At 68.8% G+C, this 23,242-nt stretch carries 17 protein-coding genes; 16 read left to right on the top strand and 1 reads right to left on the bottom strand.

The window, feature by feature from the left end:
• Window positions 1–174: 174 nt before the first annotated feature.
• Entirely contained in the window at window positions 175–654 is a 480-nt protein-coding gene (locus tag ASE43_RS20190; RefSeq protein ID WP_056177006.1) for a tRNA (cytidine(34)-2'-O)-methyltransferase, read from the bottom strand.
• 214 nt (window positions 655–868) lie between these two features.
• On the opposite strand from ASE43_RS20190, the gene ASE43_RS20185 reads away from it, so the two are divergent.
• The 16 genes from ASE43_RS20185 (at window position 869) to ASE43_RS21435 (ending at window position 23,228) form a co-directional block, all read left to right on the top strand.
• Complete coding sequence (locus ASE43_RS20185) at window positions 869–3,748, top strand: pitrilysin family protein (protein ID WP_057161717.1); 2,880 nt, start codon at window positions 869–871, stop codon at window positions 3,746–3,748.
• Window positions 3,749–4,029: 281 nt separating this feature from the next.
• Window positions 4,030–4,416, top strand: coding sequence for a DUF4156 domain-containing protein (locus ASE43_RS20180; protein WP_082607415.1), 387 nt, complete (start codon window positions 4,030–4,032; stop codon window positions 4,414–4,416).
• A 202-nt stretch (window positions 4,417–4,618) separates the two neighbouring features.
• Window positions 4,619–5,635: a 3-oxoacyl-ACP synthase III gene (locus ASE43_RS20175; RefSeq protein ID WP_056177001.1), complete on the top strand. Its 1,017-nt coding sequence runs from the start codon at window positions 4,619–4,621 to the stop codon at window positions 5,633–5,635.
• A gap of 163 nt (window positions 5,636–5,798) precedes the next feature.
• On the top strand, window positions 5,799–6,041 hold the full coding sequence (locus tag ASE43_RS20170; protein WP_056176996.1) for a hypothetical protein: 243 nt from the start codon (window positions 5,799–5,801) through the stop codon (window positions 6,039–6,041).
• 121 nt (window positions 6,042–6,162) lie between these two features.
• Window positions 6,163–6,654 (top strand): hypothetical protein, encoded by a 492-nt coding sequence (locus tag ASE43_RS22750; RefSeq protein WP_235567191.1) that lies wholly within the window; start codon window positions 6,163–6,165, stop codon window positions 6,652–6,654.
• A 67-nt stretch (window positions 6,655–6,721) separates the two neighbouring features.
• Window positions 6,722–8,560 carry an XVIPCD domain-containing protein gene (locus tag ASE43_RS22880; RefSeq protein ID WP_057161716.1) on the top strand — a complete coding sequence of 613 codons (1,839 nt, stop codon included), beginning with the start codon at window positions 6,722–6,724 and terminating at the stop codon, window positions 8,558–8,560.
• 226 nt (window positions 8,561–8,786) lie between these two features.
• The gene (locus tag ASE43_RS20155) at window positions 8,787–9,419 is read left to right on the top strand and encodes a YjfI family protein (protein WP_056176991.1); all 633 of its coding nucleotides are present in this window, start codon (window positions 8,787–8,789) and stop codon (window positions 9,417–9,419) included.
• 25 nt (window positions 9,420–9,444) lie between these two features.
• Window positions 9,445–10,137, top strand: a complete 693-nt coding sequence (locus ASE43_RS20150) for a PspA/IM30 family protein (protein WP_057161715.1) — start codon at window positions 9,445–9,447, stop codon at window positions 10,135–10,137.
• Between the two features lie 95 nt (window positions 10,138–10,232).
• Window positions 10,233–10,895 (top strand): hypothetical protein, encoded by a 663-nt coding sequence (locus tag ASE43_RS20145; protein WP_057161714.1) that lies wholly within the window; start codon window positions 10,233–10,235, stop codon window positions 10,893–10,895.
• A 75-nt stretch (window positions 10,896–10,970) separates the two neighbouring features.
• Window positions 10,971–12,950, top strand: a complete 1,980-nt coding sequence (locus ASE43_RS20140) for a flotillin family protein (protein WP_056176981.1) — start codon at window positions 10,971–10,973, stop codon at window positions 12,948–12,950.
• A gap of 132 nt (window positions 12,951–13,082) precedes the next feature.
• A complete protein-coding gene (locus ASE43_RS20135) occupies window positions 13,083–18,398 on the top strand; it encodes a DNA repair ATPase (RefSeq protein ID WP_082607410.1) in 5,316 nt (1,771 codons plus the stop codon).
• Window positions 18,398–19,099: a phospholipase D-like domain-containing protein gene (locus ASE43_RS20130; RefSeq protein WP_056176977.1), complete on the top strand. Its 702-nt coding sequence runs from the start codon at window positions 18,398–18,400 to the stop codon at window positions 19,097–19,099. Before ASE43_RS20135 ends, ASE43_RS20130 begins: the two co-directional genes overlap by 1 nt.
• Before the next feature lie 212 nt (window positions 19,100–19,311).
• Window positions 19,312–20,205, top strand: a complete 894-nt coding sequence (locus ASE43_RS20125) for an alpha/beta fold hydrolase (RefSeq protein ID WP_200956293.1) — start codon at window positions 19,312–19,314, stop codon at window positions 20,203–20,205.
• Window positions 20,206–20,289: 84 nt separating this feature from the next.
• Complete coding sequence (gene oleC / locus ASE43_RS20120) at window positions 20,290–21,990, top strand: olefin beta-lactone synthetase (RefSeq protein WP_057161712.1); 1,701 nt, start codon at window positions 20,290–20,292, stop codon at window positions 21,988–21,990.
• Window positions 21,987–22,976: a 2-alkyl-3-oxoalkanoate reductase gene (gene oleD / locus ASE43_RS20115; RefSeq protein WP_057161711.1), complete on the top strand. Its 990-nt coding sequence runs from the start codon at window positions 21,987–21,989 to the stop codon at window positions 22,974–22,976. Before oleC ends, oleD begins: the two co-directional genes overlap by 4 nt.
• Before the next feature lie 93 nt (window positions 22,977–23,069).
• The gene (locus ASE43_RS21435) at window positions 23,070–23,228 is read left to right on the top strand and encodes a DUF1328 domain-containing protein (RefSeq protein WP_082576384.1); all 159 of its coding nucleotides are present in this window, start codon (window positions 23,070–23,072) and stop codon (window positions 23,226–23,228) included.
• Window positions 23,229–23,242 lie beyond the last annotated feature (14 nt).

Here is a 23,242-nt window from a genome sequence, read left to right as displayed (position 1 = left end):
CCGACGGCTCGGGTTTTTCTGCGCTCTATCCACAACATCGCCGCGCCGCCGCGCAAGCGGACGCGCGCACGGCAGCGCGTAGTGGAACCGCGTTGCGCAACGCCTGCGTCTACGACCAAAGTCTAAGTGGCGTCGCGGCACCGGGGCGGTGCACTGCCGCCGCGGTGGCCGGGCTTATTCGCCGCCGGCGTAAGCGAGCTGACGCCAGGCCTCGAACACCACCACCGCGACCGCGTTGGACAGGTTCAGGCTGCGGTTCTCCGGGCGCATCGGCAGACGCAGGCGCTGCGCTTCGGGCACGCCCTCCAATACTTCGCCGGGCAGGCCGCGGGTTTCCGGGCCGAACAGGAAGGCATCGCCGGCGCGATAGGCCGGGCGATCGTGGCGGGTGCGCCCGCGCGTGCTCAGTGCGAACAAGCGCGGCGGCACGCCCTGGTCCTGGGCGATCGCAGCCAGCGCCGCGTCCAGGCTGTCGTGGACGCGCAGCGTGGCGTACTCGTGGTAGTCCAGGCCGGCGCGCTTGAGCTGTTTGTCTTCCAGGCCGAAGCCCAGCGGCGCGATCAGATGCAGGCGCGCGCCGGTGTTGGCGCACAGGCGGATCACGTTGCCGGTGTTGGGCGGGATCTCGGGCTGGTACAGGATGACGTCGAACATGCGCGCATTATGCGGGGCTGGCTCCCGGCTGGGCCGGGCCTGGGCACGTACAGGCACAAAAAACGGGTAACGCAGGTCCGTCCCGACCCCCTACCTAACTTGTGGCCTAGTGCTCACGGCCGCCCGCCGCGACTAGGATGCAGGGTCCTGCGCCGGCCTCGTCCGCGCGTAATCCCTTCATTCGCAACCATCCGACCGTACCCAGGAGCTGCACATGTCCCCGATCTCGCCGACGTCCCGCGCCCGCCCGCGCGCCGCCGCCCTCGCTCTCGCCCTGACCGCCGTGCTGGGCGGTGGCGTCGCTGCGTCGGTGCCCGCGTACGCCGCCGCGCCCAAGGCCTCGGTCGCGATCCCGTACGAGGAGTTCACCCTGCCCAACGGCCTGCGCGTGATCGTGCACACCGACCGCAAGGCGCCGATCGTCGCGGTCAACCTGTGGTACCACGTGGGCAGCAAGAACGAGCAGCCCGGCCGCACCGGCTTCGCGCATCTGTTCGAGCACCTGATGTTCCAGGGCTCGGAGAACCACAAGGGCGAGTTCTTCGCGCCGTTCGAGCTGGTCGGCGTGACCGATCAGAACGGCACCACCAACCAGGACCGCACCAACTACTTCCAGAACGTGCCCACCACCGCGCTGGACATGGCGCTGTGGATGGAATCCGACCGCATGGGCCACCTGCTCGGCGCGATCGACCAGAAGACCCTGGACGAGCAGCGCGGCGTGGTCCAGAACGAGAAGCGCCAGGGCGAGAACCAGCCCTACGGCCGCCGCATCAACGCCAAGATGTTCGAGGCCCTGTACCCGGTCGGGCACCCCTACCACTGGCAGACCATCGGCTCGATGGCCGACCTCGACGCGGCCTCGCTGGACGACGTCAAGACCTGGTTCCGCAGCTGGTACGGCCCCAACAACGCGGTGCTGGTGCTGGCCGGCGATATCGATCTGAAGACGGCCAAGGAAAAGGCCCTGCGCTACTTCGGCGACATCCCCGCCAGCGCCACCCTCAAGGACATGCCGACCAACATTCCCAAGCGCGCCCAGGACACCCGCGAGACGGTGCCCGACCGCGTACCGCAGGTGCGCGTGTACCGCGCCTGGCCGGTGGCCGAGAACGGCAGCAAGGATTCGACCCTGCTGACCCTGCTGAGCCAGGTGCTGGGCGGCAGCGCGTCGTCGCGCCTGGACACGCGCCTGGTCCACCAGGACAAGCTGGCCGATAACGTCGGCACCTCGGTCTGGAACAGCGAGATCAGCGGCACCTTCTTCATCACCACTACGGTCAAGGAAGGCGTGGACTCGGCCAAGGTCGAGAAGATCGTCGACGAGGAACTGCAGCGTCTGCTGACCCAGGGCCCGACCGCCGAGGAACTGGATCAGGCCAAGACCGCGATCCGCGCCGACTTCGTGCGCGGCATCGAGCGCATCGGCGGTTTCGGCGGCAAGTCCGACGTGCTGGCCGAATGCGCGGTCTACAGCGGCAAGCCCGACTGCTACCGCGAAGAGCTGGAAACCCTGTTGGCCGCGACCCCGGAGAGCGTGCGCGCGGCCGGCCAGAAGTGGCTGGGCGTGGGCTCGCACACCCTGGTCGTGCAGCCCAGCGACAAGCCGGCTTCGTCGCTGCCGGAAAGCGCCGCCGCCGCTCCCGCCAGCGCGCCGGCCGCGGTGCCCGCGCCGGATCCCAAGTTCAAGACCGTCAAGTCCGACGTCGACCGCAGCACCGGCGTGCCGGTCACCCAGACCTTCCCGGCGCTGAGCTTCCCGACCCCGCAGCGCGGCAAGCTGTCCAACGGCATGGAAGTGGTGCTGGTGGAGCGCCACGAAATTCCGGTGGTGCAGCTGTTGATGGAATTCCCGGGCGGCTACACCGCCGACCAGGGCCGCAAGCTGGGCACGGCCAGCTTCGCCATGTCGATGCTGGACGAGGGCGCCGGCGACTACGGTGCGCTGCAGCTGGCCGCGCGCAAGGAGGCCCTGGGCGCCGAGCTCGGCGCCGGCGCGAGCCTGGACAGCGCCTCGATCAGCCTGTCGGCGCTGAAGGACAAGCTGGATCCGTCGCTGGATCTGTTCGCCGATGTGGTCCGCCGTCCGCGCTTCGACGCTGCCGAGATCGAGCGCGTGCGCGCGACCTGGCTGGCCGGCATCAAGCAGGAGAAGGCGCGTCCGCAGACCGCGGCCCTGCGCGTGCTGCCGCCGCTGCTGTACGGCGCCGGCCACGCCTACGCGATTCCCTTCACCGGCAGCGGCACCGAGGCCTCGATCGCCTCGCTGACCCGCGACGATCTGGTCGCCTTCCATCGCGACTGGCTGCAGCCGGACAAGGTGCGCATCGTCGTGGTCGGCGACACCAGCCTCAAGGACATCGTGCCGCAGCTGGAAAAGCGTTTCGGCGATTGGAAGCCGGCGCCGAACGCGCCCGCGCTGCCTGAAGTGGCGACGGTGCCGCGCCCGAAGGCGCCGCGTGTGTTCCTGGTCGACCAGCCCGGCGCGATCCAGTCCAACCTTTACGTCGGCGAAGTGGTGCCGCCGACCTCGGACGCCGGCTCGATCGATTTCGACTTCGCCAACGGCGTGCTCGGCGGCGAGTTCAGCTCGCGCCTCAACATGAACCTGCGCGAGGACAAGCACTGGGCCTACGGTTCCTACAGCGGCGCCAGCAACACCAAGGGCCAGCGTCCGTGGATCGCCTCGGCGGCGGTGCAGAGCGATAAGACCGTGGATTCGATCAAGGAGCTCAAGCGCGAGATCGACGCCTTCACCAGCGGCCAGACCCCGATCACCGAGGCCGAGGTGGCCAAGATCCGCGCCAGCAACACCCTTAGCCTGCCCGGCGCCTACGAGACCGCGAACGCGGTGCTGGGTCAGGTCGCCGGCAATCTGCGCTACGGCCGTCCGGACGACTACATCGTCCAGTACAAGGCCCGCAACGATGCGATGACCCCGGCGCTGGCGCAGGCCGCGGCCAAGACCATCGACCCGGCCGCGGTCACCTGGGTGGTGGTCGGCGACCTGTCGAAGATCGAACAGCCGATCCGCGATCTGAAGCTGGGCGAAGTGCAGGTGGTGGATGCGGACGGGAAGCCTAAGCAGAAGTAAGGGCGTGCCGCTGCCCTCATCCGCCGCATTTTTGCTTTAGCCCCTCTCCCGCGTGCGGGAGAGGGGTTGGGGTGAGGGCACGCGCAGCATCAAGCTAGCGCCGCCGCTTGCGATTCGCGCGCCCTCATCCGCCCTCCGGGCACCTTCTCCCGTCAGCGGGAGAAGGGACAGCAAACAAGCGTGAAGAGCGGTCGCAGCGCCCCCCGCATCACCAGTCCTCCCAAATTCACGCATACCCAGCCAGAATGCGCGTCATCCACGCCGCCTCACTGGAGCTCCGCATGAATCGTCCGCTCGCCGTTAGCCTGTTCGCCGCCCTGGTCCTCGGCGGTTGCACCTGGGTGCAGATGGCTCCGGGTGCGTCTGCGGTGCGCGTGCTCAGCGGCGGCGCCGCGCCGGCCTGCGAGAAGCGCGGCGAAGTCGCGGTCTCGGTGAAGGACTCGGTGGCCTTCTACGAACGCAACGCCCTGCGCGTGAGCGAGGAGCTGGAAACCCTGGCCCGCAACGAGGCGCCGGGCCTGCAGGCCGACACCATCCAGCCGCTGGCCCCGCCCGCCAACGGCGAGCAGCGCTACGCGGCCTACCGCTGCGGCGGCCAGGCGCCTACCGCCGGTCGGCCGGCCGCGGCCCCGGCCGAGTCCGCCAAGACCTACCCGGTCGGCGGCTGAGGCCCGGGCCTCGACCCCCTGGGGGCCGGATTAAGGGCCGCTAAGGCCCGTTCCAGCGGCTTTAGCGTGCTTTAAGTGCCCCTAGGCACGTCCTGAACGCTTCAGCCGCCGGCACCCGTTCGCCGGCCGGGGCGACACCATTTAATGCAGGGCGGCCTGGAACCCGTTAATCTTTCGTGTTTCCGCTCACGGTTCGCCGCCCATGCTGTTCCAACATGTCGCCATCGCCGGTCTCGCCCACATCGACGCCCCGCGTCGTCTGAGTTCGGACGAGATCAACGAACGCCTCAAGCCGACGCTCGACCGGCTCGGTATCAAGGCCGATGTGCTCAAGGACATCGCCGGCATCCACGCGCGCCGACTGTGGGACGGCGACATGCTCGCCTCCGATGCCGCCACCCTGGCCGGCGTGAAGGCGCTGGCCGATGCCGGCATCGAACCCGACCGCGTCGGCCTGCTGGTCAACACCTCGGTCAGCCGCGACTACCTCGAGCCGTCCACCGCCAGCATCGTCAGCGGCAACCTCGGCCTGTCCGAGCACTGCCAGAACTTCGACGTCGCCAACGCCTGCCTGGCCTTCATCAACGGCATGGACATCGCCGCGCGCATGATCGAGCGCGGCGAAATCGACTACGCCCTGGTCGTGGACGGCGAGACCGCCGGCCTGGCCTACGAGAAGACCCTCGAGCGCCTGACCTCGCCCGACGCCACCGCCGAGCAGTTCCGCAACGAGCTGGCTACCCTGACCCTGGGCTGCGGCGCCGCGGCCATGGTGATGGCGCGTTCCGAACTCGCGCCGGGCGCGCCGCGTTACCGCGGCGGCGTCACCCGCGCGGCCACGCAGTGGAACAGCCTGTGCCGCGGCAACCTCGACCGCATGGTCACCGACACCAAGATGCTGCTGACCGAGGGCCTCAAGCTCGCCCAGCGCACCTGGATCGCCGCGATCGGCGCATTGGGCTGGGTCGCCGACGAACTCGACGAGTTCGTGATCCATCAGGTCAGCCAGGTCCACACCCAGGCCTTCATCAAGGCCTTCGGCATCGACCCGAAGAAGGTCCTGACCATCTTCAACGAGCACGGCAACATCGGCCCGGCCTCGGTGCCGATCGTGCTGAGCAAGCTGCGCGAGATGGGCCGCCTGAAGAAGGGCGACCGCGTCGCTCTGCTCGGCATCGGTTCGGGCCTGAACTGCTCGATGGCCGAAGTGGTCTGGTAAGCACGACAAATACGCGCGGCGACACGCGCGTTGTGCCACGAAAGCCCGCGCTAGCCAGCGCGGGCTTTTTCTTTGGCGGCGCCGCGCGCGCCGGCCTGATCGAAATCTTCATGTGCGCCGCGCTAGCATCGGGTTTCTTATCGCACCCAGCACAGGACTGCCCATGACGACCCCCAAGAGTCACCTCGAAATCGCCCTGGCCTCGATCCCGGTATTCACCAACGACGGCGAACTCGATGCCCAGGAATTCGACAAGCTGCTGGCGCTGGCCCTACGCGACCAGAGCATCGACGACGACGAGAAGCGTGTGCTCGGCAACATCTTCAAGCAAGCCGAACTGGGCGAGCTGGATGCGACCGTGAAGACCCGGATCGCCGAGGCGCGCCGTCTGCACGGGATCGCCTGAGCCCCGCAACCGGCCCGGCGGATCGCGGCGCACGCCCTGCCGCGAACCCGCCCGGCCGAGGTTGAACTTTCACGCACGCCTGCCGCACTCTGACCGCCTGCGTTCCGCACAAGGAAGAGGCATGCGTCAGGCTGCTGCTTGGGTGTTGTTGCCGCTGTTGGCCGCCTGCGCGTCGACCGCGCCGGCTGTGGATAAAGAGGGCGTCGGCAAGGCCGGCGCGTCCGCCGATCTGTGCGCGCAGGTGCGCGCCTGGAAGGCCTCGGGCGAGTACGAACGCGTGCGCATCGCCGCCAGCGGCGGCTCCGACGAGGGCGGCCTCAACTCCCGCTTCGATTTCGACGGCCGCCACGGCCTCAAATCGCTGTCCGCCGAATGCGGTGCCGGCAGCTACTCCGAATGCGAATTCTCGGTCGAGCGCGCCGACGGCGGCCGCTACGCCTTCAGCGAGTTGTCGCGCTTCGGCCTGATCGAGCGCGACGGCCGCTATTACCTGGTCTACGGCATCGTCGGCGCCAGCAAGGGCAAGGACCCGAAGGCCCAGCGCGTGGTCGAGCTGGCCGACCCGCCCAAGACCGTGTGCGACCAGATCGGGGATTACGCCGATCTGATGTGAACCAACGCGGTTCACATCGGAATTACCCACGCCCTAGGAAGGGCGGATCACCAGGAGCGAGAGCGTCATGGATTACAACGAGCTGACCCAAGAGCAATACAACGAACTGATCAAACGGCTGGTCAAGATCACCGAGTCGCTGCACGCGCGTTCGCAGGACGTCGGCGACGACCGCGCCACCATCGGCTACGGCTACACCTTCAACCGGTCCAACAACGTCGAGATCTGGGAGCGCTCGGGCATCGAGCTGACCCGCGGCGAGCGCGAGCTGCTGCAGCGCATCGACGAGGCCCCGGCCGCCGACCGCACCCGCCTGGGCCTGACCTTCCCGCGCACGCTCGATGCGGCGCAGGCCGATCGCCTGCTGGAGGCCTCGATTCCCGAATACGAGGCGCCGGTCAACGCCTTGGACATGCCGATGTCGCGCGAGAAGGCGGCCGCGGTGTCGGTGGTCTACAACCGCGGCGTCGGCTCCTACAACCGCAACATGGAACCGTTCCGCGACGCCGTCGAAGCCGGCGATCGCGCCGAGGCCTGGTTCGAGCTGCGCTACAACTCCTGGGGCTCGCACGCGCCGTCCGAGGCCGGCCTGCGCAAGCGCCGCTACATGGAGGGCCAGCTGTTCGGCCTGTACGACGATCCGGCCAACGTCGACGCCGCTGAAGCGCGCGACGTCTACCGCAGCTTCCAGCTGCACCGCGACCGCATCGTGCGCGACGAGCGCAACTGGGGCGAATCCATCGACGGCCGCAATGAAGGCCGCAACATGATCGACCAGGCCAACCGCGACTTCAGCAACATCACCGCCGACTACGGCGAGGTCCAGACCATCCGCGAGGCGTTGGCGCCGGCGCGCGACGCCCTGCTCACCGATCTGCGTCGCGAGCATCCGGATCTGGCCGATCGCCTCACTAACGAATCCTTCGAGGCCGGCGCGATCTACCTCGATCCCGGCCGCAACACCGCCACCGTTGCGGTCGACGCCGAGCACGCCGCCACCCTGGACGCGCGCCGCACACGCAACGGCGCCGAGGTGTCCAGCAACGACCTGCTGATCGGCGAGGGCGGCGACGATACCCTGCGCGGCGCGCGCGGCGACGACATCCTGATCGGCGGCGCCGGCCGCGACCGTCTCGAAGGCGGGCAGGGCCGCGACACCTACGTGGTCGGCGACGGCGACACCGTGCTCGACAGCGACAAGGTCGGCGAAGTGCGTTGGGGCGGGCGCGTGCTCAGCGGCGGCGTGCGCAACGAGGGCGATCCCGAAAACACCTACCGCAGCGCCGACGGTCTCTACACCTACCAGCTGCAAGGCACCGACCTGCGCATCACCGATCAGGCCGGCGCCACGGTCACGGTCAAGGAATTCGAAAGCGGCAACCTCGGCATCACCCTGGGCGCGAATCCCGGTGGCGGTACGCGTGAGGTGCCGGGCGGCGGCGTGCCCGCCAACGACGCGCCGGTGACCGCGCCGGGCGAGCGCAGCACCGGCCAGCGCAGCGAGGCCGCGCCCGAGCATCCGATGTACCGCGAGGCGCTGGGCCAGGTGGAATCGCTGTACGAGCGTCACGGCAAGCAGGTCGGCAACGACGAACTGCAGCGCACCGCGATGGGCGTGGCGGTGGACGCGTGCCGCGCGCGCATGACCGGCATCGACCACTTGGTCTTCAGCCGCGACGCCCAGCATGGCGGCCCGGATCTCAACGGCAATCTGATCGCGGTGCAGGGGCGCCTCGACGACCCTGGCCACCGGGTCAGCGCAACCGCGCTGCAGGAGGCCGCGCGCACCCCGGTGGCCGAGTCGCAGCGCCAGCTCGAGCGGGTCGGCCAGGAGCAACTCAGCCAGGACCGCGCGCTGGCCCTGGCTCAGGAGCAGCAGACCCTGGGCGCGCGCCGTCTGGGCTGAGGCGCTCCCGGCACGCCCTGCGTGCCGGGGCCATCAGGGCGCTCGACCAGCAGGCACACCGCGACCGTCCGAGGGCGGTCCGGTGTAGCCGTGTCTTCGCCTTCGTATCGGCAACCCACTGTTTTTAATCGAATTTAGCGCCGGCTTCGGCGTGGCGCTGCCGTTCGTCGGAACATCACATGTGAGCACTTGAAGTCGTTACATGTGATGCGATAACGTGCGCTCCATGGAACGCAAATCCTCCGCCTACTACCAGCGCCTGCACCGCGAACGCCTGCGGCAGAAGGGGCTGGTCAAGAAGGAGGTGTGGATCCTGCCGGAGTTCGGCGACGAACTGATGGCGGTCGAAAAGCGCATGCGTCAGCCGCGCGGGACGATGGGCCCGTCGCCGGCACGACCCGATAAGGAGAGTGGAATGAGCGAATCGAAGACCTGGACGGCGACGGCCCTGTACGAGGCCCTGTCGGCGACCGAAGAGTTCCGCAATGGCGAGTCCCAGATCGAACTGATCGACGGCGCCGAGCCGGGCTTGCACGTGACGATGTCCGAATACGGCGACCTGCCGCTGTTCATGGCCGTGGTCGGCGAACAGATCGTGGTCGAGGCCTTGCTGTGGCCGGTGGCGCAGGTGCGCGACTCGGCGGCCTTCAACGACGAAGTCCTGCGCACCCACAAGATGTTCCCGCTGTCCACGGTCGGTATCGAGACCCTGGCCGACGGCGAGCGGGTCTACATCATGTTCGGTGCGCTCAGCGCCGGTTCCTCGCTGTCGAACGTGCTGTTCGAGATCGAGACCCTGGCCGACAACGTGATCAAGGCCACCGAAGCCTACGAACCCCAGCTGCGTCAGGCCGCGTGACGCGGCCGGGCCAGGAGACGAGACGATGAACATCTGGAGCAAGCTGTTGACCGCCCTGCGCGGCGGCGCCAACGAAGTCGGCGAGTCGCTGGTCGACGGGCAGGCGCTGCGCATCCTCGACCAGGAAATCCGCGACTCCGACCTGGAGCTGCGTCGTTCCAAGGAAGCGCTGGCCGAGATCATGGCCAAGCACAAGCTGGCCGAGGACCGTCTGGCCAGCTCGCGCGACAAGGTCGCCGAATACGAGGCCTACGCGATGAAGGCATTGGAAGCCGGCGACGAATCGCTGGCGCGCGAGGTCGCGGCCAAGATCGCCCTGCTCGAAGGCAGCCGCGACGCCGACGAGCATCAGGTGCGGCAGTTCGCGGCCAGCATCGTCGACCTGCGCAAGGCGATCCTGCAAGCCGAGGGCAACATCCGCCGCCTCAAGCAGCAGCTGGACACGGTCAAGGCCACGGAAAGCGTGCAGCGCGCCCAGGCCACCGTCGCCCATCGCTACGCCGGCTCGCAGAGCCGCATGCAGACCGCGGTGGAATCGCTGGAGCGGATCAAGCTCAAGCAGGCCGAGCGCGGCGCGCGCATGGACGCGGCGGCCGAATTGGCCAAGGATGAGGGCCAGGACGCGCTGGACACCAAGCTGCGCGAGGCCGGCATCATCGCCGATGCTTCCAGCGCGGATTCGGTGCTGGAGCGGTTGAAGCAGAAAAGCGCGGGTTGATCCCGCCCGCGCGCGCTGGCGCCGGCCGGGTAAGGTAGGCCCAGTGCGCGCCGGGGCGGCGCGCGTGGGGTGGTGGGACAAACGGGGAGAAGGGCGTGTTCGTGTTCCTGCAGATCGTATGGTCGTTCCCGACCGTCATCTTCAGCCTGCTGATGATGATGGTGGTGCTGTACTGGCTGATCGCCGCCACCGGCCTGATCGACCTGGACATCCTCGATGGCGTGTTCGGCATCGGCGCCGAAGGGGCCGAGGGCGCGGGCGGCGATGGCGGCGGGCTCAGCGGCGCCACCGGTCCCCTGATGCGTCTGGGCCTGGGCGGCATTCCGCTGACCGTGGTGTTCACCGCGCTGGTGTTCTTCAGCTGGTTCCTGACCTATTTCGCCGAGTACCTGGTGCTGCGCCACCTGCCCGGGAACTGGACGCATACCGTGCTGGGCGTGGCGACCATGGCCGGCGCTCTGATCGCCTCGGTGTTTCTGAGCGGCATTGCGTTGCGCCCGTTGCGGCGCTTCTTCGCCCAGCTCAAGCCGTTGCCGGCGCGTCCGTTGCTGGGGCAGCTGGCGATCGTGCGCAGCCCCACGGTGACCGCGAGCATGGGCAGCGCCAGCGTCGAGGACGGCGGTGCCGGCCTGATCCTGCAAGTGCGCGACGACGTTGCCGATCGCTTCAAGCGCGGCGACCGCGTGGTGCTGATCGAATACTTCGCCGAGCAGAACGCCTACCGCGTGATCGGCGAAGACGAGTTCAACGGGCCGTAGCAGCCGCGTCGGCCCTCCGCCGCGCGCTCGGTCGTCATCCGTTATCGAATTGATTGGGTCAAAGGGGAATCTGAAATGAGTCTTGAAATCATCCTGCCGGGGCTGATGATCGCGGGCGCGGTCATGGTCGCGATCTTCGGCTTCTTTGGCCTGTTCAAAGCCTTCTACATCAAGGTGCCGCAGGGCACGGCCTTGATCGTGAACGACCTGTCGGCGACCCCGAAGGTGCATTTCACCGGCGCACTGGTCTACCCGGTGATCTACAAGAAGGAGCTGATGCAGATCTCCTTGATCACTCTGGAGGTCGACCGCCGCGGCAAGGACGGCCTGATCTGCAAGGACAACATGCGCGCGGACATCACCGTGGCCTTCTACCTGCGCGTCAACGAGACCCAGCAGGACGTACTCAAGGTCGCCAAGGCCGTGGGCACCGAGCGCGCCTCCGACCGCGGCGCGGTCAACGAGCTGTTCAACGCCAAGTTCTCCGAGGCGCTGAAGACGGTGGGCAAGAAGTTCGAGTTCACCGACCTGTTCGAGAACCGCCAGGACTTCCGCGACCGCGTGCTGGAGACCATCGGCAACGACCTCAACGGCTACCTGCTGGAGGACGTGGCGATCGACTATCTGGAGCAGACGCCCAAGGACTCGCTGGACCCGAACAACATCCTCGACGCCGAAGGCATCCGCAAGATCACCGAGCTGACCGCCACCCAGAACGTGATCACCAACGAGCTCGAGCGCAACGAGCAACTGGCGATCACCAAGAAGAACGTCGAGACCCGCGAGGCGATGCTGGCGCTGGAACGCCAGCAGGCCGACGCCGAGGCGCGCCAGAAGCGCGAGATCGAGACCATCAAGGCGCGCGAGGAAGCCGAGACCGCCAAGGTGCGCGAGGAAGAGCGGCTCAAGGCCGAGCAGGCGCGCATCGGCGTGCAGGAGCAGCTGGACATCCGCGAAGAGAACCGCATGCGCGAAGTCGAAGTCGCGCAGCAGAACCGCCAGCGCGCGGTCGTGATCGAGGTCGAAAAGGTCACCCGCGCCAAGGATCTGGAAATCGTCTCGCGCGAGCGCGAAGTCGAGCTGCAGAAGATCGACAAGGAAAAGGCGCTGGAAGAGCAGCGCAAGGACATCGCCAACGTGATCCGCGAGCGTATCGCGGTCGAGAAGACCGTGGCCCAGGAAGAGGAGCGCATCAAGGAAGTGCGCGCCGTGTCCGAAGCCGACCGCGCCAAGCAGGTCACCGTGCTGAATGCCCAGGCCGTGGCCGAAGAAGAGCTGGTGCGGCTGGTCAAGCAGGCCGAGGCCGACGAGGCCGCGTCCAAGCACAAGGCGGTGGAGATCACCACGCTGGCGCAGGCCGAGTTGGACGCGGCCGGCAAGCAGTCCGAGGCCAAGAAGCGCATGGCCGAGGGCATCGAGGCCGAGCGCGCCGCACCCGGCCTGGCCGACGCGCGCGTGCGCGAAGTCACCGCCAGTGCGATCGAGAAGGAAGGCCTGGCCGAGGCGCGCGTGATCGAAGCGCATGCCGACGCCAAGCAGAAGCAGGGCCTGGCCGACGCCAAGGTGCTGGAAGAGAACCTGTTCGCGCAGGCCCGTGGCGACGAACAGCTGGGCGCGGCCAAGGCCAAGGCGACCAAGGACCTGGGCCTGTCGGAAGCCGAAGTGCTGCTGCAGAAGTTCAAGTCCGAGGCCGAGGGCCTGGCGCAGAAGTTCGGCGCCCTGGATGCGCTCAGCGACACCGCGCGCGCTCACGAAGAATTCCGCATGCAGCTGGAGAAGAGCTTCGAGCAGGCGATCGCGTCGATCGAGGCCAACAAGGAAGTCGCCAAGGAGCAGGCCGACGTGCTGGCCGCCGCGCTCAGCAAGGCCAACATCGACATCGTCGGCGGCGAAGGCGAGTTCTTCAATTCCTTCGCCAAGGCGCTGTCGGTGGGCAAGGCGATCGAAGGCGTGGCCGGCAAGAGCCCGATCGTGCAGGACGTGCTGCAGAAGCTGCTGTCGCTGCAGGGCGACAAGCCTGGCAAGTCCGGCGACGGCGCTTCGCTGGCGTCCTGACGCGGCAAGCCGGGAATTGGGAATCGGTAATAGGGAATAGGAATGGGTATCGGAGCTGAGCCGGCGCTGGATCGCGACGGCTCGAGCGATTCCCGATTTCCCATTCCCGACTCCCGCCAAAAGGAAGCGAAGATGTCGGAAACCAAGCCGCAGGCGCCGGACGCATCGGCCGCCGAAGCCATTCTCGACCAGGCGGTCGCCCAGGGCGGCGCCTACGAGGTGCTGCGCAAGCGCCTGGGCGAACAGGGCGCGCGTCTGCGCGCGATCGCCGATGCGCTCAACGCCCAGCGCCTGACCGAGTTCGGCAGCAGCCGCATGGACGTGGCCGGGCGGATGCGCATCCGCACCGAGAACAATTGCGTCGCGCGCGACATCGTCCAGGTCGGCGACTGCCTGCTGTTCGGCTACAACGTCTTCATCGGTCTGAAGAAGGAAACCCGGGTCGAGGACGTGTTCTCGCTGCATCGGCTGGTCGAGACCGCCGAGGGCTACGACGTCGAGGCGGTGGACCTGGCCGGCAGCTTCCTGGCCGCCGGCAGCTTCCCGCAGGATTTCCGCGAGCTCTACGCCTACTACAAGAACACCCGTCTGCTGCAGCTGGAGGCGCGCGACGGCAAGCTGCTGGCCGCGTTCCAGATCGGCGAGCGCCTGGACGACGTGCGCGTGTTCCGCTGGTCGGTCGAGGCCGACGGCCAAGTGCGCTACATCGACAACCGCGGCGAGCGCGACATCGCGCTGCCGGCGCCGTTCGACTTCGAATGGACCCGCGCCACCCGCGAGATGGCGGTCGAGGGCCGCCACCCGCATCTGAACATCCTCGACAGCGTGTTCGTCGAAACCGTCGGCGGCGACCTCACGGTCAAGATCGAGAACAACACCCAGGACGGCCTGGGCATCTACCGCGAGCCGGTCGCCGACCGCACCCAGTCGCTGGACGACGCCCAGGTCGAGTTCGCGCGCGTCGGCAGCCTGATCCTGCTGCGCGTGCTGCCGTACCGCGAGGAGCAGTGGCGGCATCTGGTGTTCAACACCCTGACCCGCAAGGTCCAGCGCATCGATGCGATCGGGCTGGCCTGCGTGCAGCTGCCCGAGGACCACGGCATCGTGTTCCCGGGCGGCTACTACCTGCAAAACGGCGAGTACAAGACCTTCGACTCGGCCATGGACGGCATGCGCTTCCAGCGCGCGATCCGTTCGCCCAACGGCGAGGACGTGCTGTACGTCTTTTACGAGCCGCAGGCCGGCCGCTCGGCCTTGTTCACCTACAACATGATCGAACGCCGGCTGCAGACGCCGGTGTACGCGCACGGCCACGCCCGCTACGAAGACGGGCGCATGGTGGTGTTCACCGCAGAGAGCGAGGAGCCGACCCGGGTCCACCCGATGCAGGTCTGGCGGACCCCGTTCTCCAGCGACGAACACGCCGCGCGCCAGCCCGCGGGCAACAGCTTCATGGGCCGGATCGGCAACGCCGAGCTGGTGCGCGGCATCTCCGACCTGCTCAGCCTGTGCCGCGAGATCGACGCCACCGAAGTCTCGGTGCAGCGCTACAGCCAGCTCAGCCAGGCCACCCACCGCCTGTTCGACATCCACCACTGGCTGGGCGACCCCAAGGGCGGCGACGCCGCCTCGGTGCTGCGCGAGATCGCCGCGACCAGCGAGTCGGTGATCGACGAGTACGAAAAGGTCGAGGGCATCCGCAGCCAGTCCGAGCGTGCGATGCGCGAGGGCCAGAGCCGCCACAAGGCATTGCTGGATTCGCTGCTGCCCGACGGCTGGGACACCGTGCAGCAGCACGTCGACGCGCTCAACGGCATCGCCGCCCAGCGCGGGCACCTGCTGACCATCCGCGAATACCGCTATATCGACGTCGCCGCGATCGACGCGATGGAGACCGAATTGCTGGCCGCGCAGGAGCGCGTGGCCGCGGCCACCGGCGCCTTCCTGTCCGGCGACAAGGCCCTGCTGCCCTACGCCGAGCGCCTGCAGACGCTGGACGCGCAGGCCCAGCAGGCGACCAGCGTGGCCCAGCTGGAGGTGCCGCTGAAGCAGATGCAGGCCATGTCCGGCGACCTGGACATGCTGTCGCAGCTGATGGCGACGCTGCGCGTGGACGACGCGACCCAGCGCACCCGCATCGTCGAGGCCATCTCCGGCATCTACGCCCGCCTCAACCAGGCCAAGGCGCGCGCCGATCTGCGCCGCAAGGGCCTGGGTTCGGCCGAGACCGTGGCCCAGTTCGGCGCCCAGTTCACCCTGTTCGGCCAGGGCGTGGCCAGCGCGCTCGCGCTGGCGCGCGATCCGGAAAAGTGCGACGAGCAGCTGTCGCGCCTGATGGTGCAGCTGGAGGAACTGGAGAGCCAGTTCGGCGAGCACGAGAACTTCCTCAACGACATCCTCAGCAAGCGCGAGGAGCTGCTCGAGACCTTCGAGACCCACAAGCAGGCGCTGCTGGACGACCGCCAGCGCAAGGCGCAGTCGGTGCTGGATGCGGCCACCCGCATCCTTGAAGGCCTGGCCCGGCGCACCGCGCGCTTCGAAAACGCCGACGAGCTCAATGCCTTCTTCGCCGGCGATCCGCTGATCCTCAAGCTGCGCGAACTGGCCGAGCGCCTGCGCACGCTCAAGGACAGCGTCAAGGCCGACGACGTCGAAGCCCGCCTCAAGGGCGCGCGCGACCAGGCGGTGCGCGCGCTGCGCGACCGCAGCGACCTGTTCGAGGCCGGCGGCGAAGTCATCAAACTCGGCCCGCGCCACCGCTTCAGCGTCAACACCCAGGAGCTGGACCTGACCCTGCTGCCGCGCGAGGACGGGCTGGCCCTGCACCTGACCGGCACCGACTTCCTGGAGCCGCTGCGCGACGAGGCCTTCGACGCCCTGCGCGAGTACTGGCAGGTCGTGCTGGATTCCGAATCGCCCACGCTGTACCGCGCCGAGTATCTGGCTGGCTTGGTGCTGGAAGCCGCCGCCGCCAACGGCGAAGGCTTGAGCATGGACGCGTTGCGCCAGCAGCTGGCGCAGCCGGACGCCCTGGCCCGCAGCGTGCGCGACTTCGCCGCGCCGCGGTATCGCGAGGGCTACGAGAAGGGCATCCACGATCACGACGCCAGCTTGATCCTGCAGGCGCTGATCCCGTTGGCCGACAGCGCCGGCACCTTGGCGTACAGCGCCGATGCGCGCGCGTTCGCCAGCGTGTTCTGGAGCCAGGTCATGACCGGCGAGGACGCCGCGCAATGGCCGGAGCGCGCGCGCACCGCCCGCGACATCCAGCGCCTGTTCGGCAGCGACGCCGGTCTACTGGCCCTGCGCGCCGAAGTCGAGGCGGCGATGCGCGCCTTCCTGCAGACGCAACCGCTGGATCTGGATCCGGCCTCGTGCGCGCACGCCGCCGACTATCTGGTGACCGAGCTGTCGGCCGAGCACGTCCAGTTCGCCTTCAGCAAATACGCCCAGGCCCTGCTCAAGACCTTGCAGGAGCGCCTGACCGCCGCGCGCATGTGGGACGGCTTCGTGCAGACCCTGCGCCGCCTCGGCGATCGCCTGCCCGCGCGCTGGACGCTGGCGGCGAACTGGTTCGACGCGCTATGCCGCGAGCCCGCGCACGCGGCCCTGGCCGGCTACGCGCGCGAAGCGGTGGCCTTGTTGCTGCTGGACGAGCGCGTGCCGCACCGGGTCAGCGAAGTCGAGCTGCGCGCGTCGATCGAAGGCCTGCTCGGCGAACACCCGCGCGTCCAGGCGCAGCGCCTGGACCTGGGCGTGGACGACTTCCACGCCCGCTTGCGCGCGCATCGCGAGCGCTTCCTGCCGGGCGTGCGCCGCTACCAGGCCCTGCGCCAGGAAACCGTCGCGCGCGAGCGCGAGGCGCTGCGGCTATCGGAGTTCAAGGCGCGCCCGCTGAGTTCGTTCGTGCGCAACAAGCTCATCAACGACGTCTACCTGGGCGTGATCGGCGACAACCTGGCCAAGCAGATGGGCACGGTCGGCGAGGGCAAGCGCAGCGACCTGATGGGTCTGCTGATGATGATCTCGCCGCCCGGCTACGGCAAAACCACGCTGATGGAATACGTGGCGCACCGCCTGGGCCTGATCTTCATGAAGATCAACGGCCCCGCGCTGGGCCACGAGGTGCGTTCGCTGGATCCGGCGCGCGCGCCGGATGCGACCTCGCGCCAGGAGCTGGAGAAACTCAACCTGGCCTTGGAGATGGGCAACAACGTGATGCTGTATGTCGACGACATCCAGCACACCCATCCCGAGTTCCTGCAGAAATTCATCTCGCTGTGCGACGGCACGCGCCGCATCGAAGGCGTGTGGAAGGGCCGCACCCGCACTTACGACCTGCGCGGCAAGAAGTTCTGCGTGGTCATGGCCGGCAACCCGTACACCGAGTCCGGCGAAGTGTTCAAGATTCCGGACATGCTGGCCAACCGCGCCGACATCTACAATCTGGGCGACGTGCTCGGCGGCATGGAGGACGCATTCAAGCTCAGCTACCTCGAGAACAGCCTGACCTCGAACCCGGTGCTGGCGCCGCTGGCCACGCGCGAGCTGGCCGACCTGTACCGTTTCGTCGACAAGGCCGCCGGCCGCGCGTTCTCGGCCAACGAACTCAGCCACGCCTACGGCGGCGCCGAGATCAACGAGATCGTCGCCACCCTGCAGCGTTTGATGCAGGTGCGCGACGTGGTCTACCGGGTCAATCAGCAGTACATCGCCAGCGCCGCGCAGGCCGCGCAGTACCGGGTCGAGCCGCCGTTCAAGCTGCAGGGCAGCTACCGCAACATGAACAAGCTGGCCGAGAAGATCTCGCCGGTGATGAACGAGGCCGAGCTGCAGCAGCTGATCGCCGATCACTACCTGGGCGAGGCGCAGCTGCTGACCGCGGGCGCCGAGGAGAACCTGCTCAAGCTAGGCGAGTTGCGCGGCACCCTGGACGCGGCCCAGGCCGAGCGCTGGGCGCAGATCAAGCGCGACTTCCTGCGCAACAAGGCCATGGGCGCCTCCGACGCCGACGTCGGCGGGCGCGTGGTCGCGCAGCTGGCCGATCTGGTCGAGGGGGTGCGCGCGCTGGACACGCCGGCGCCGGCGGCCGAGGCGCCGAAACCCGAGCCGGTGGAGGCACCTTGGCCGCAGATCGTGGCCCTGCTGGAGCGCGCCGCGAATCGTCCGCCCGCGCCGGCACCGGCCGCCGAGCCCGATCCGCAGGCGCTGCTGGACGGCTTGCGCGCCGCGCTCGAGGCCGCGCTGGGGCCGCTGATCGGCCGCCTCGGCGATGGCGCCGAGCAGCAGGCGCAGTGGCAGGCGCGTCTGGTCGAGGCGATCCAGCACATGGGCGAGCGCGGCGCGGTCGCGACCGCGCACGTCCAGCATGCGACCGAGCAGCAGTTGCAGCTGCAGCGCGCGCTGGCCGACTTCGCCGACCGCCTCAACGAGCGCACGCCGCGCTGATGGGGACCGTCGACTACAGCGAGCTGGACCGCGCGTTGCGCGAAAGCGCAGCCGACCGCCGTCTCGACAACGACGAGAAATTCGAGCTGCGCGAACTGGGCGCGCGCCTGGACCCCGAACGCGTGCGTTACCTGCGCAACCGCGCCTTCGACATGGCGCGCGAACTGATCGTGGAGCGTCCGGCCGAATCGCTGGACGCGCTGCGCTGGCTGGAACAGGTGGTGCGCACCCTGGACGTGGTCGGGGCCGCGCCCAGCATCGAGTCCAGCGCCCATTTCACCCCCGGCGACGACTGCCTGCGCAAGCTGCGCGCGATGTGCATCGGCGCGCGCCGCAGCCTGGACATCTGCGTCTACACCATCTCCGACGACCGCATCACCGAGGCGATCCTGGATTGCCACCGGCGCGGCGTGACGGTGCGCTTGCTCACCGACAACGACAAGCGCTACGACGACGGCAGCGACATCGCCCGCCTGCGCGAGCAGGGCGTGAACGTGCGCATCGACGACAGCCCCTTCCACATGCACCACAAGTTCGCCGTGTTCGACGGCCGCACGCTCGCCAACGGCAGCTTCAACTGGACCCGCAGCGCCAGCACCGGCAACGAAGAGAACCTGGTGGTGACCGACGACCCCGCGCTGGTGCGCAGCTTCGCCGGCCGCTTCGAGGCCCTGTGGGGCAAGTTCGCGCAGGGCTACTGAGCTCCGCGTCGGGGTAGGAGCGGCGTAAGCCGCGACCGCCTTGGCTGCTGGCACCAGGTCGCGGCTTACGCCGCTCCTGTCCCCAGGCAAGGCGAATCGGGTCTTTTCGCGCCCGAAATCCCCCGCGCCGCCGCAATGCGACCGATAATGGCGCCCCTGTCCGCCCGGCCCGCGCTCCCGCGTGGGCGCCGCACGAGCCACCGATGACGTCGATCCGCGATCTCCCCGACTACCCGTTCCAGCCGCAACGTTTCGAGGTCCGTCCGGGCATCGCGATGAGCTACCTCGACCAGGGGCCCAAGGACGGCGAGGTCGTGGTGATGCTGCACGGCAACCCCTCGTGGAGCTATTACTGGCGCAAGCTGGTGCTGGGCCTGCGCGATCGCTACCGCTGCATCGTGCCCGACCATGTCGGCATGGGTTTGTCCGATAAGCCGCGCGATGACCGCTACACCTACACCCTGCAGTCGCGCATCGACGACGTCGAACGCCTGCTGCAGTACCTGCGCATCGACGGCCCGATCACCCTGGCGGTGCACGACTGGGGTGGCGGCATCGGTTTCGGCTGGGGCCTGAAGCATTCCGATCAGATCAAGCGCCTGGTGATCACCAACACCGGCGCCTTTCCGTTGCCGTCGGCAAAGCCCTTGCCCAAGCGCCTGCGCCTGGGCCGCGACTCGGCGATCGGCACCGGCCTGATCCGCGGCCTCAACGCCTTCGCCGGCAGCGCCGCGCGCGTGGGCGTGGTTTCGCCGATGCCGCGCGCGGTGCGCCGCGCCTATCTGGCGCCGTACGACTCCTGGGCCAATCGCATCGCGACCTCGCGCTTCGTGCAGGACATTCCGCTGGCCGAGGGAGACGCCGCCTGGCCGCTGGTGCAGGCCATGGGCCGCAAGCTGCCCGAGTACGCCGACCGCCCGGCCTTCATCGGCTGGGGCCTGCGCGATTTCGTGTTCGATCACCATTTCCTCAAGGGCTTCACCGACGCGCTGCCGCAGGCGCAGGTGCACGCTTTCGAGGATGCCGGCCACTACGTGCTCGAAGACAAGGCCGCGCTGCTGGTGCCGGAGATCCGCGCCTTCCTCGACGGCCATCCGATCGGCTGATTGCGTCGGCGGCGTGCGCTGCGCTCGCCTTCTGTAGGGGCGATACGGCGGCTCGGATCCGCCCGGACCCCCTACAATCCACGCATGAGCAACGAACCCTCCGCGGCGGACACCGCCGCGCGCGCGCCCGTCGCGCCCTGCAACATCGCCGCCTCCCTGCCGCGCCGCGCCGCCGAGGCGCCCGAGCGCGTGGCGATGCGCTGCCCCGGCACGCGCGACGCCAACGGCCTGCCGCGTTACGACCAGGTCCTGACTTACGCCGAACTCGATGCGCGCAGCGACGCGATCGCGGCCGGGCTGGCCAAGCGCGGCATCGTGCGCGGCACCCGCACCGTGATCATGGTGCGGCCCTCGCCGGAGTTTTTCCTGCTGATGTTCGCCCTGTTCAAGGCCGGCGCGGTGCCGGTGCTGGTGGACCCGGGCATCGACAAGCGCGCGCTGCGCCAGTGCCTGGACGAAGCGCTGCCGGAGGCCTTCATCGGCATTCCGCTCGCGCATGTCGCGCGGGTGGTCCTGCGTTGGGCCAGGACCGCGCGCATCCGCATCACCACCGGTCGCCGCGCCTGGCTCGCCGATGCGACCCTGGCCGAGGTCGAGCGCGATGGCGCCGGCGCGGGCTGCCAGCTCGCCGACACGCGCCCCGACGACGTCGCCGCGATCCTGTTCACCAGCGGCTCCACCGGCGTGCCCAAGGGCGTGGTCTACCGCCATCGCCATTTCGTCGCCCAGATCGAGATGATGGGCCAGGCCTTCGGCATCGTGCCCGGCGGCGTCGACCTGCCGACCTTCCCGCCGTTCGCGTTGTTCGATCCGGCGCTGGGCCTGACCTCGATCATTCCCGACATGGACCCGACCCGGCCCGCGCAGGCCGATCCGCGCAAGCTGCACGATGCGATCGCGCGCTACGGCGTCGACCAGCTGTTCGGTTCGCCCGCGCTGATGGCGGTGCTGGTCAAGCACGGCGCGCCGCTGACCGGCCTCAAGCGCGTGACCTCGGCTGGCGCGCCGGTGCCGCCCGATACGGTCGCGGCGTTGCGCGCGCTGCTGCCCGAGGACGCCCAGCTGTGGACGCCCTACGGCGCCACCGAGTGCCTGCCGGTGGCGGTGATCGAAGGCCGCGAACTGCAGTCCACGCGCGCGGCCACCGAAGCCGGCGCCGGCACCTGCGTCGGCCATGCGGTGGCGCCCAACGAGATCCGCATCATCGCCATCGACGACGCGCCGATCGCGCAGTGGTCGGACGCGCGCATGCTCGCGGCCGGCGAAGTGGGCGAGATCACCGTGGCCGGCCCGACCGCCACCGACAGCTATTTCAATCGCGAAGCCGCGACCCGCATCGCCAAGATCCGCGAAACCCTGGACGACGGCCGCGAGCGCGTGGTCCATCGCATGGGCGATCTGGGCTACTTCGACGACCAGGGCCGCTTGTGGTTCTGCGGCCGCAAGACCCATCGCGTCGAAACCGCACGGGGCCCGCTGTACACCGAACAGATCGAGCCGGTGTTCAACGCCCACCCGCAGGTACGGCGCACCGCCCTGGTCGGCGTAGGCGCCGCCGGCGCGCAACGGCCGGTGCTGTGCGTGGAGCTGGCCGAGGGCGTGCTCGCGCGCGACTGGCCCGCGATCGAGCGCGCGCTGCGCGCGATCGGCGCGGCGCATTCGCATACCGCGGATATCGCCGATTTCCTGCGCCATCCGCGCTTCCCGGTCGACATCCGCCACAACGCCAAGATCGGTCGCGAGAAGCTCGCGATCTGGGCCGCCAAAGAGGGAGCGTGGAGATGAGGGTACTGGTCACCGGCGGCGGCGGTTTTCTCGGCCAGGCCCTGTGCCGCGGCCTGGTCGAGCGCGGCTATGAGGTCGTCAGTTACAACCGCGGCCACTATCCGGCCCTGGACGCGCTGGGCGTGATCCAGATCCAGGGCGATCTGGCCGATCGCGAGGCGGTGATCGCGGCCGCGCGCGGTTGCGATGCGGTGTTCCACAACGCCGCCAAGGCCGGCGCCTGGGGCAGCTACGACAGCTATCACCAGGCCAACGTGGTCGGTACCGAGCACGTGCTCGCCGCTTGCCGCACGCATGCGATCGGGCGCCTGGTCTATACCTCCACGCCCAGCGTCACCCACCGCGCGACCCATCCGGTCGAGGGCGGCACCGCCGACGACGTGCCCTACGGCGAAGGCTTCAAGGCCCCGTACGCGACCACCAAGACCATCGCCGAGAAAGCGGTGCTGGCGGCCAACGCGCCCACGCTGGCGACCGTCGCCCTGAGGCCGCGTCTGATCTGGGGCGTGGGCGACAACCAGTTGTTGCCGCGTCTGGTCGCGCGCGCCAAGGCCGGCCGTCTGCGCTTCGTCGGCGACGGCTACAACAAGGTCGACACCACCTACATCGACAACGCCGCGCAGGCGCATTTCGACGCCTTCGATCATCTGGCGCCGGGCGCGGCCTGCGCGGGCCGTGCCTACTTCATCAGCAACGGCGAGCCCAAGACCATGCGCGAGACCCTCAACGGGCTGCTCGCCGCGGTCGGCGCGCCGCAGGTCGACAAGACCCTGCCGTTCGGCGCCGCCTATGCGATCGGCGCGGTCTGCGAAGGCCTGTGGCATGCGCTGCCGCTGAAGGGCGAGCCACCGATGACGCGCTTCCTGGCCGAACAGCTGGCGACCTCGCACTGGTACGACATGGCGCCGGCGACCCGCGATTTCGGCTACGTACCGCGGGTCAGCTTTCACGAGGGCCTCACCCGGCTGAAGGCCGCCTGCACGTAAACCGGCGTCGTCACCGCCTGAGCACCGGCGACTCAGCAGGATCGGGGCACACCCTCGGTCCTGCCTGATGCAGGGCCTCCTTAGGAGATCTCCATGCTCAGTTACGCCGTCATCTTCTTCATCATCGCCATCGTCGCCGCGGTCCTGGGCTTCAGCGGCATCGCCGGCGCCGCCACCAACATCGCCTGGATCCTGTTCGTCGTCTTCGTGATCCTGGCCATCATCTCGCTGCTGCGCGGTCGCAAGGTCTGAGCCCGCCGATCGGC

It is taken from the genome of Lysobacter sp. Root983 (assembly GCF_001429345.1).
In the GTDB taxonomy this organism is placed as follows: Bacteria; Pseudomonadota; Gammaproteobacteria; order Xanthomonadales; family Xanthomonadaceae; genus Lysobacter.
This window is presented reverse-complemented; position numbering and strand designations above follow the sequence as displayed.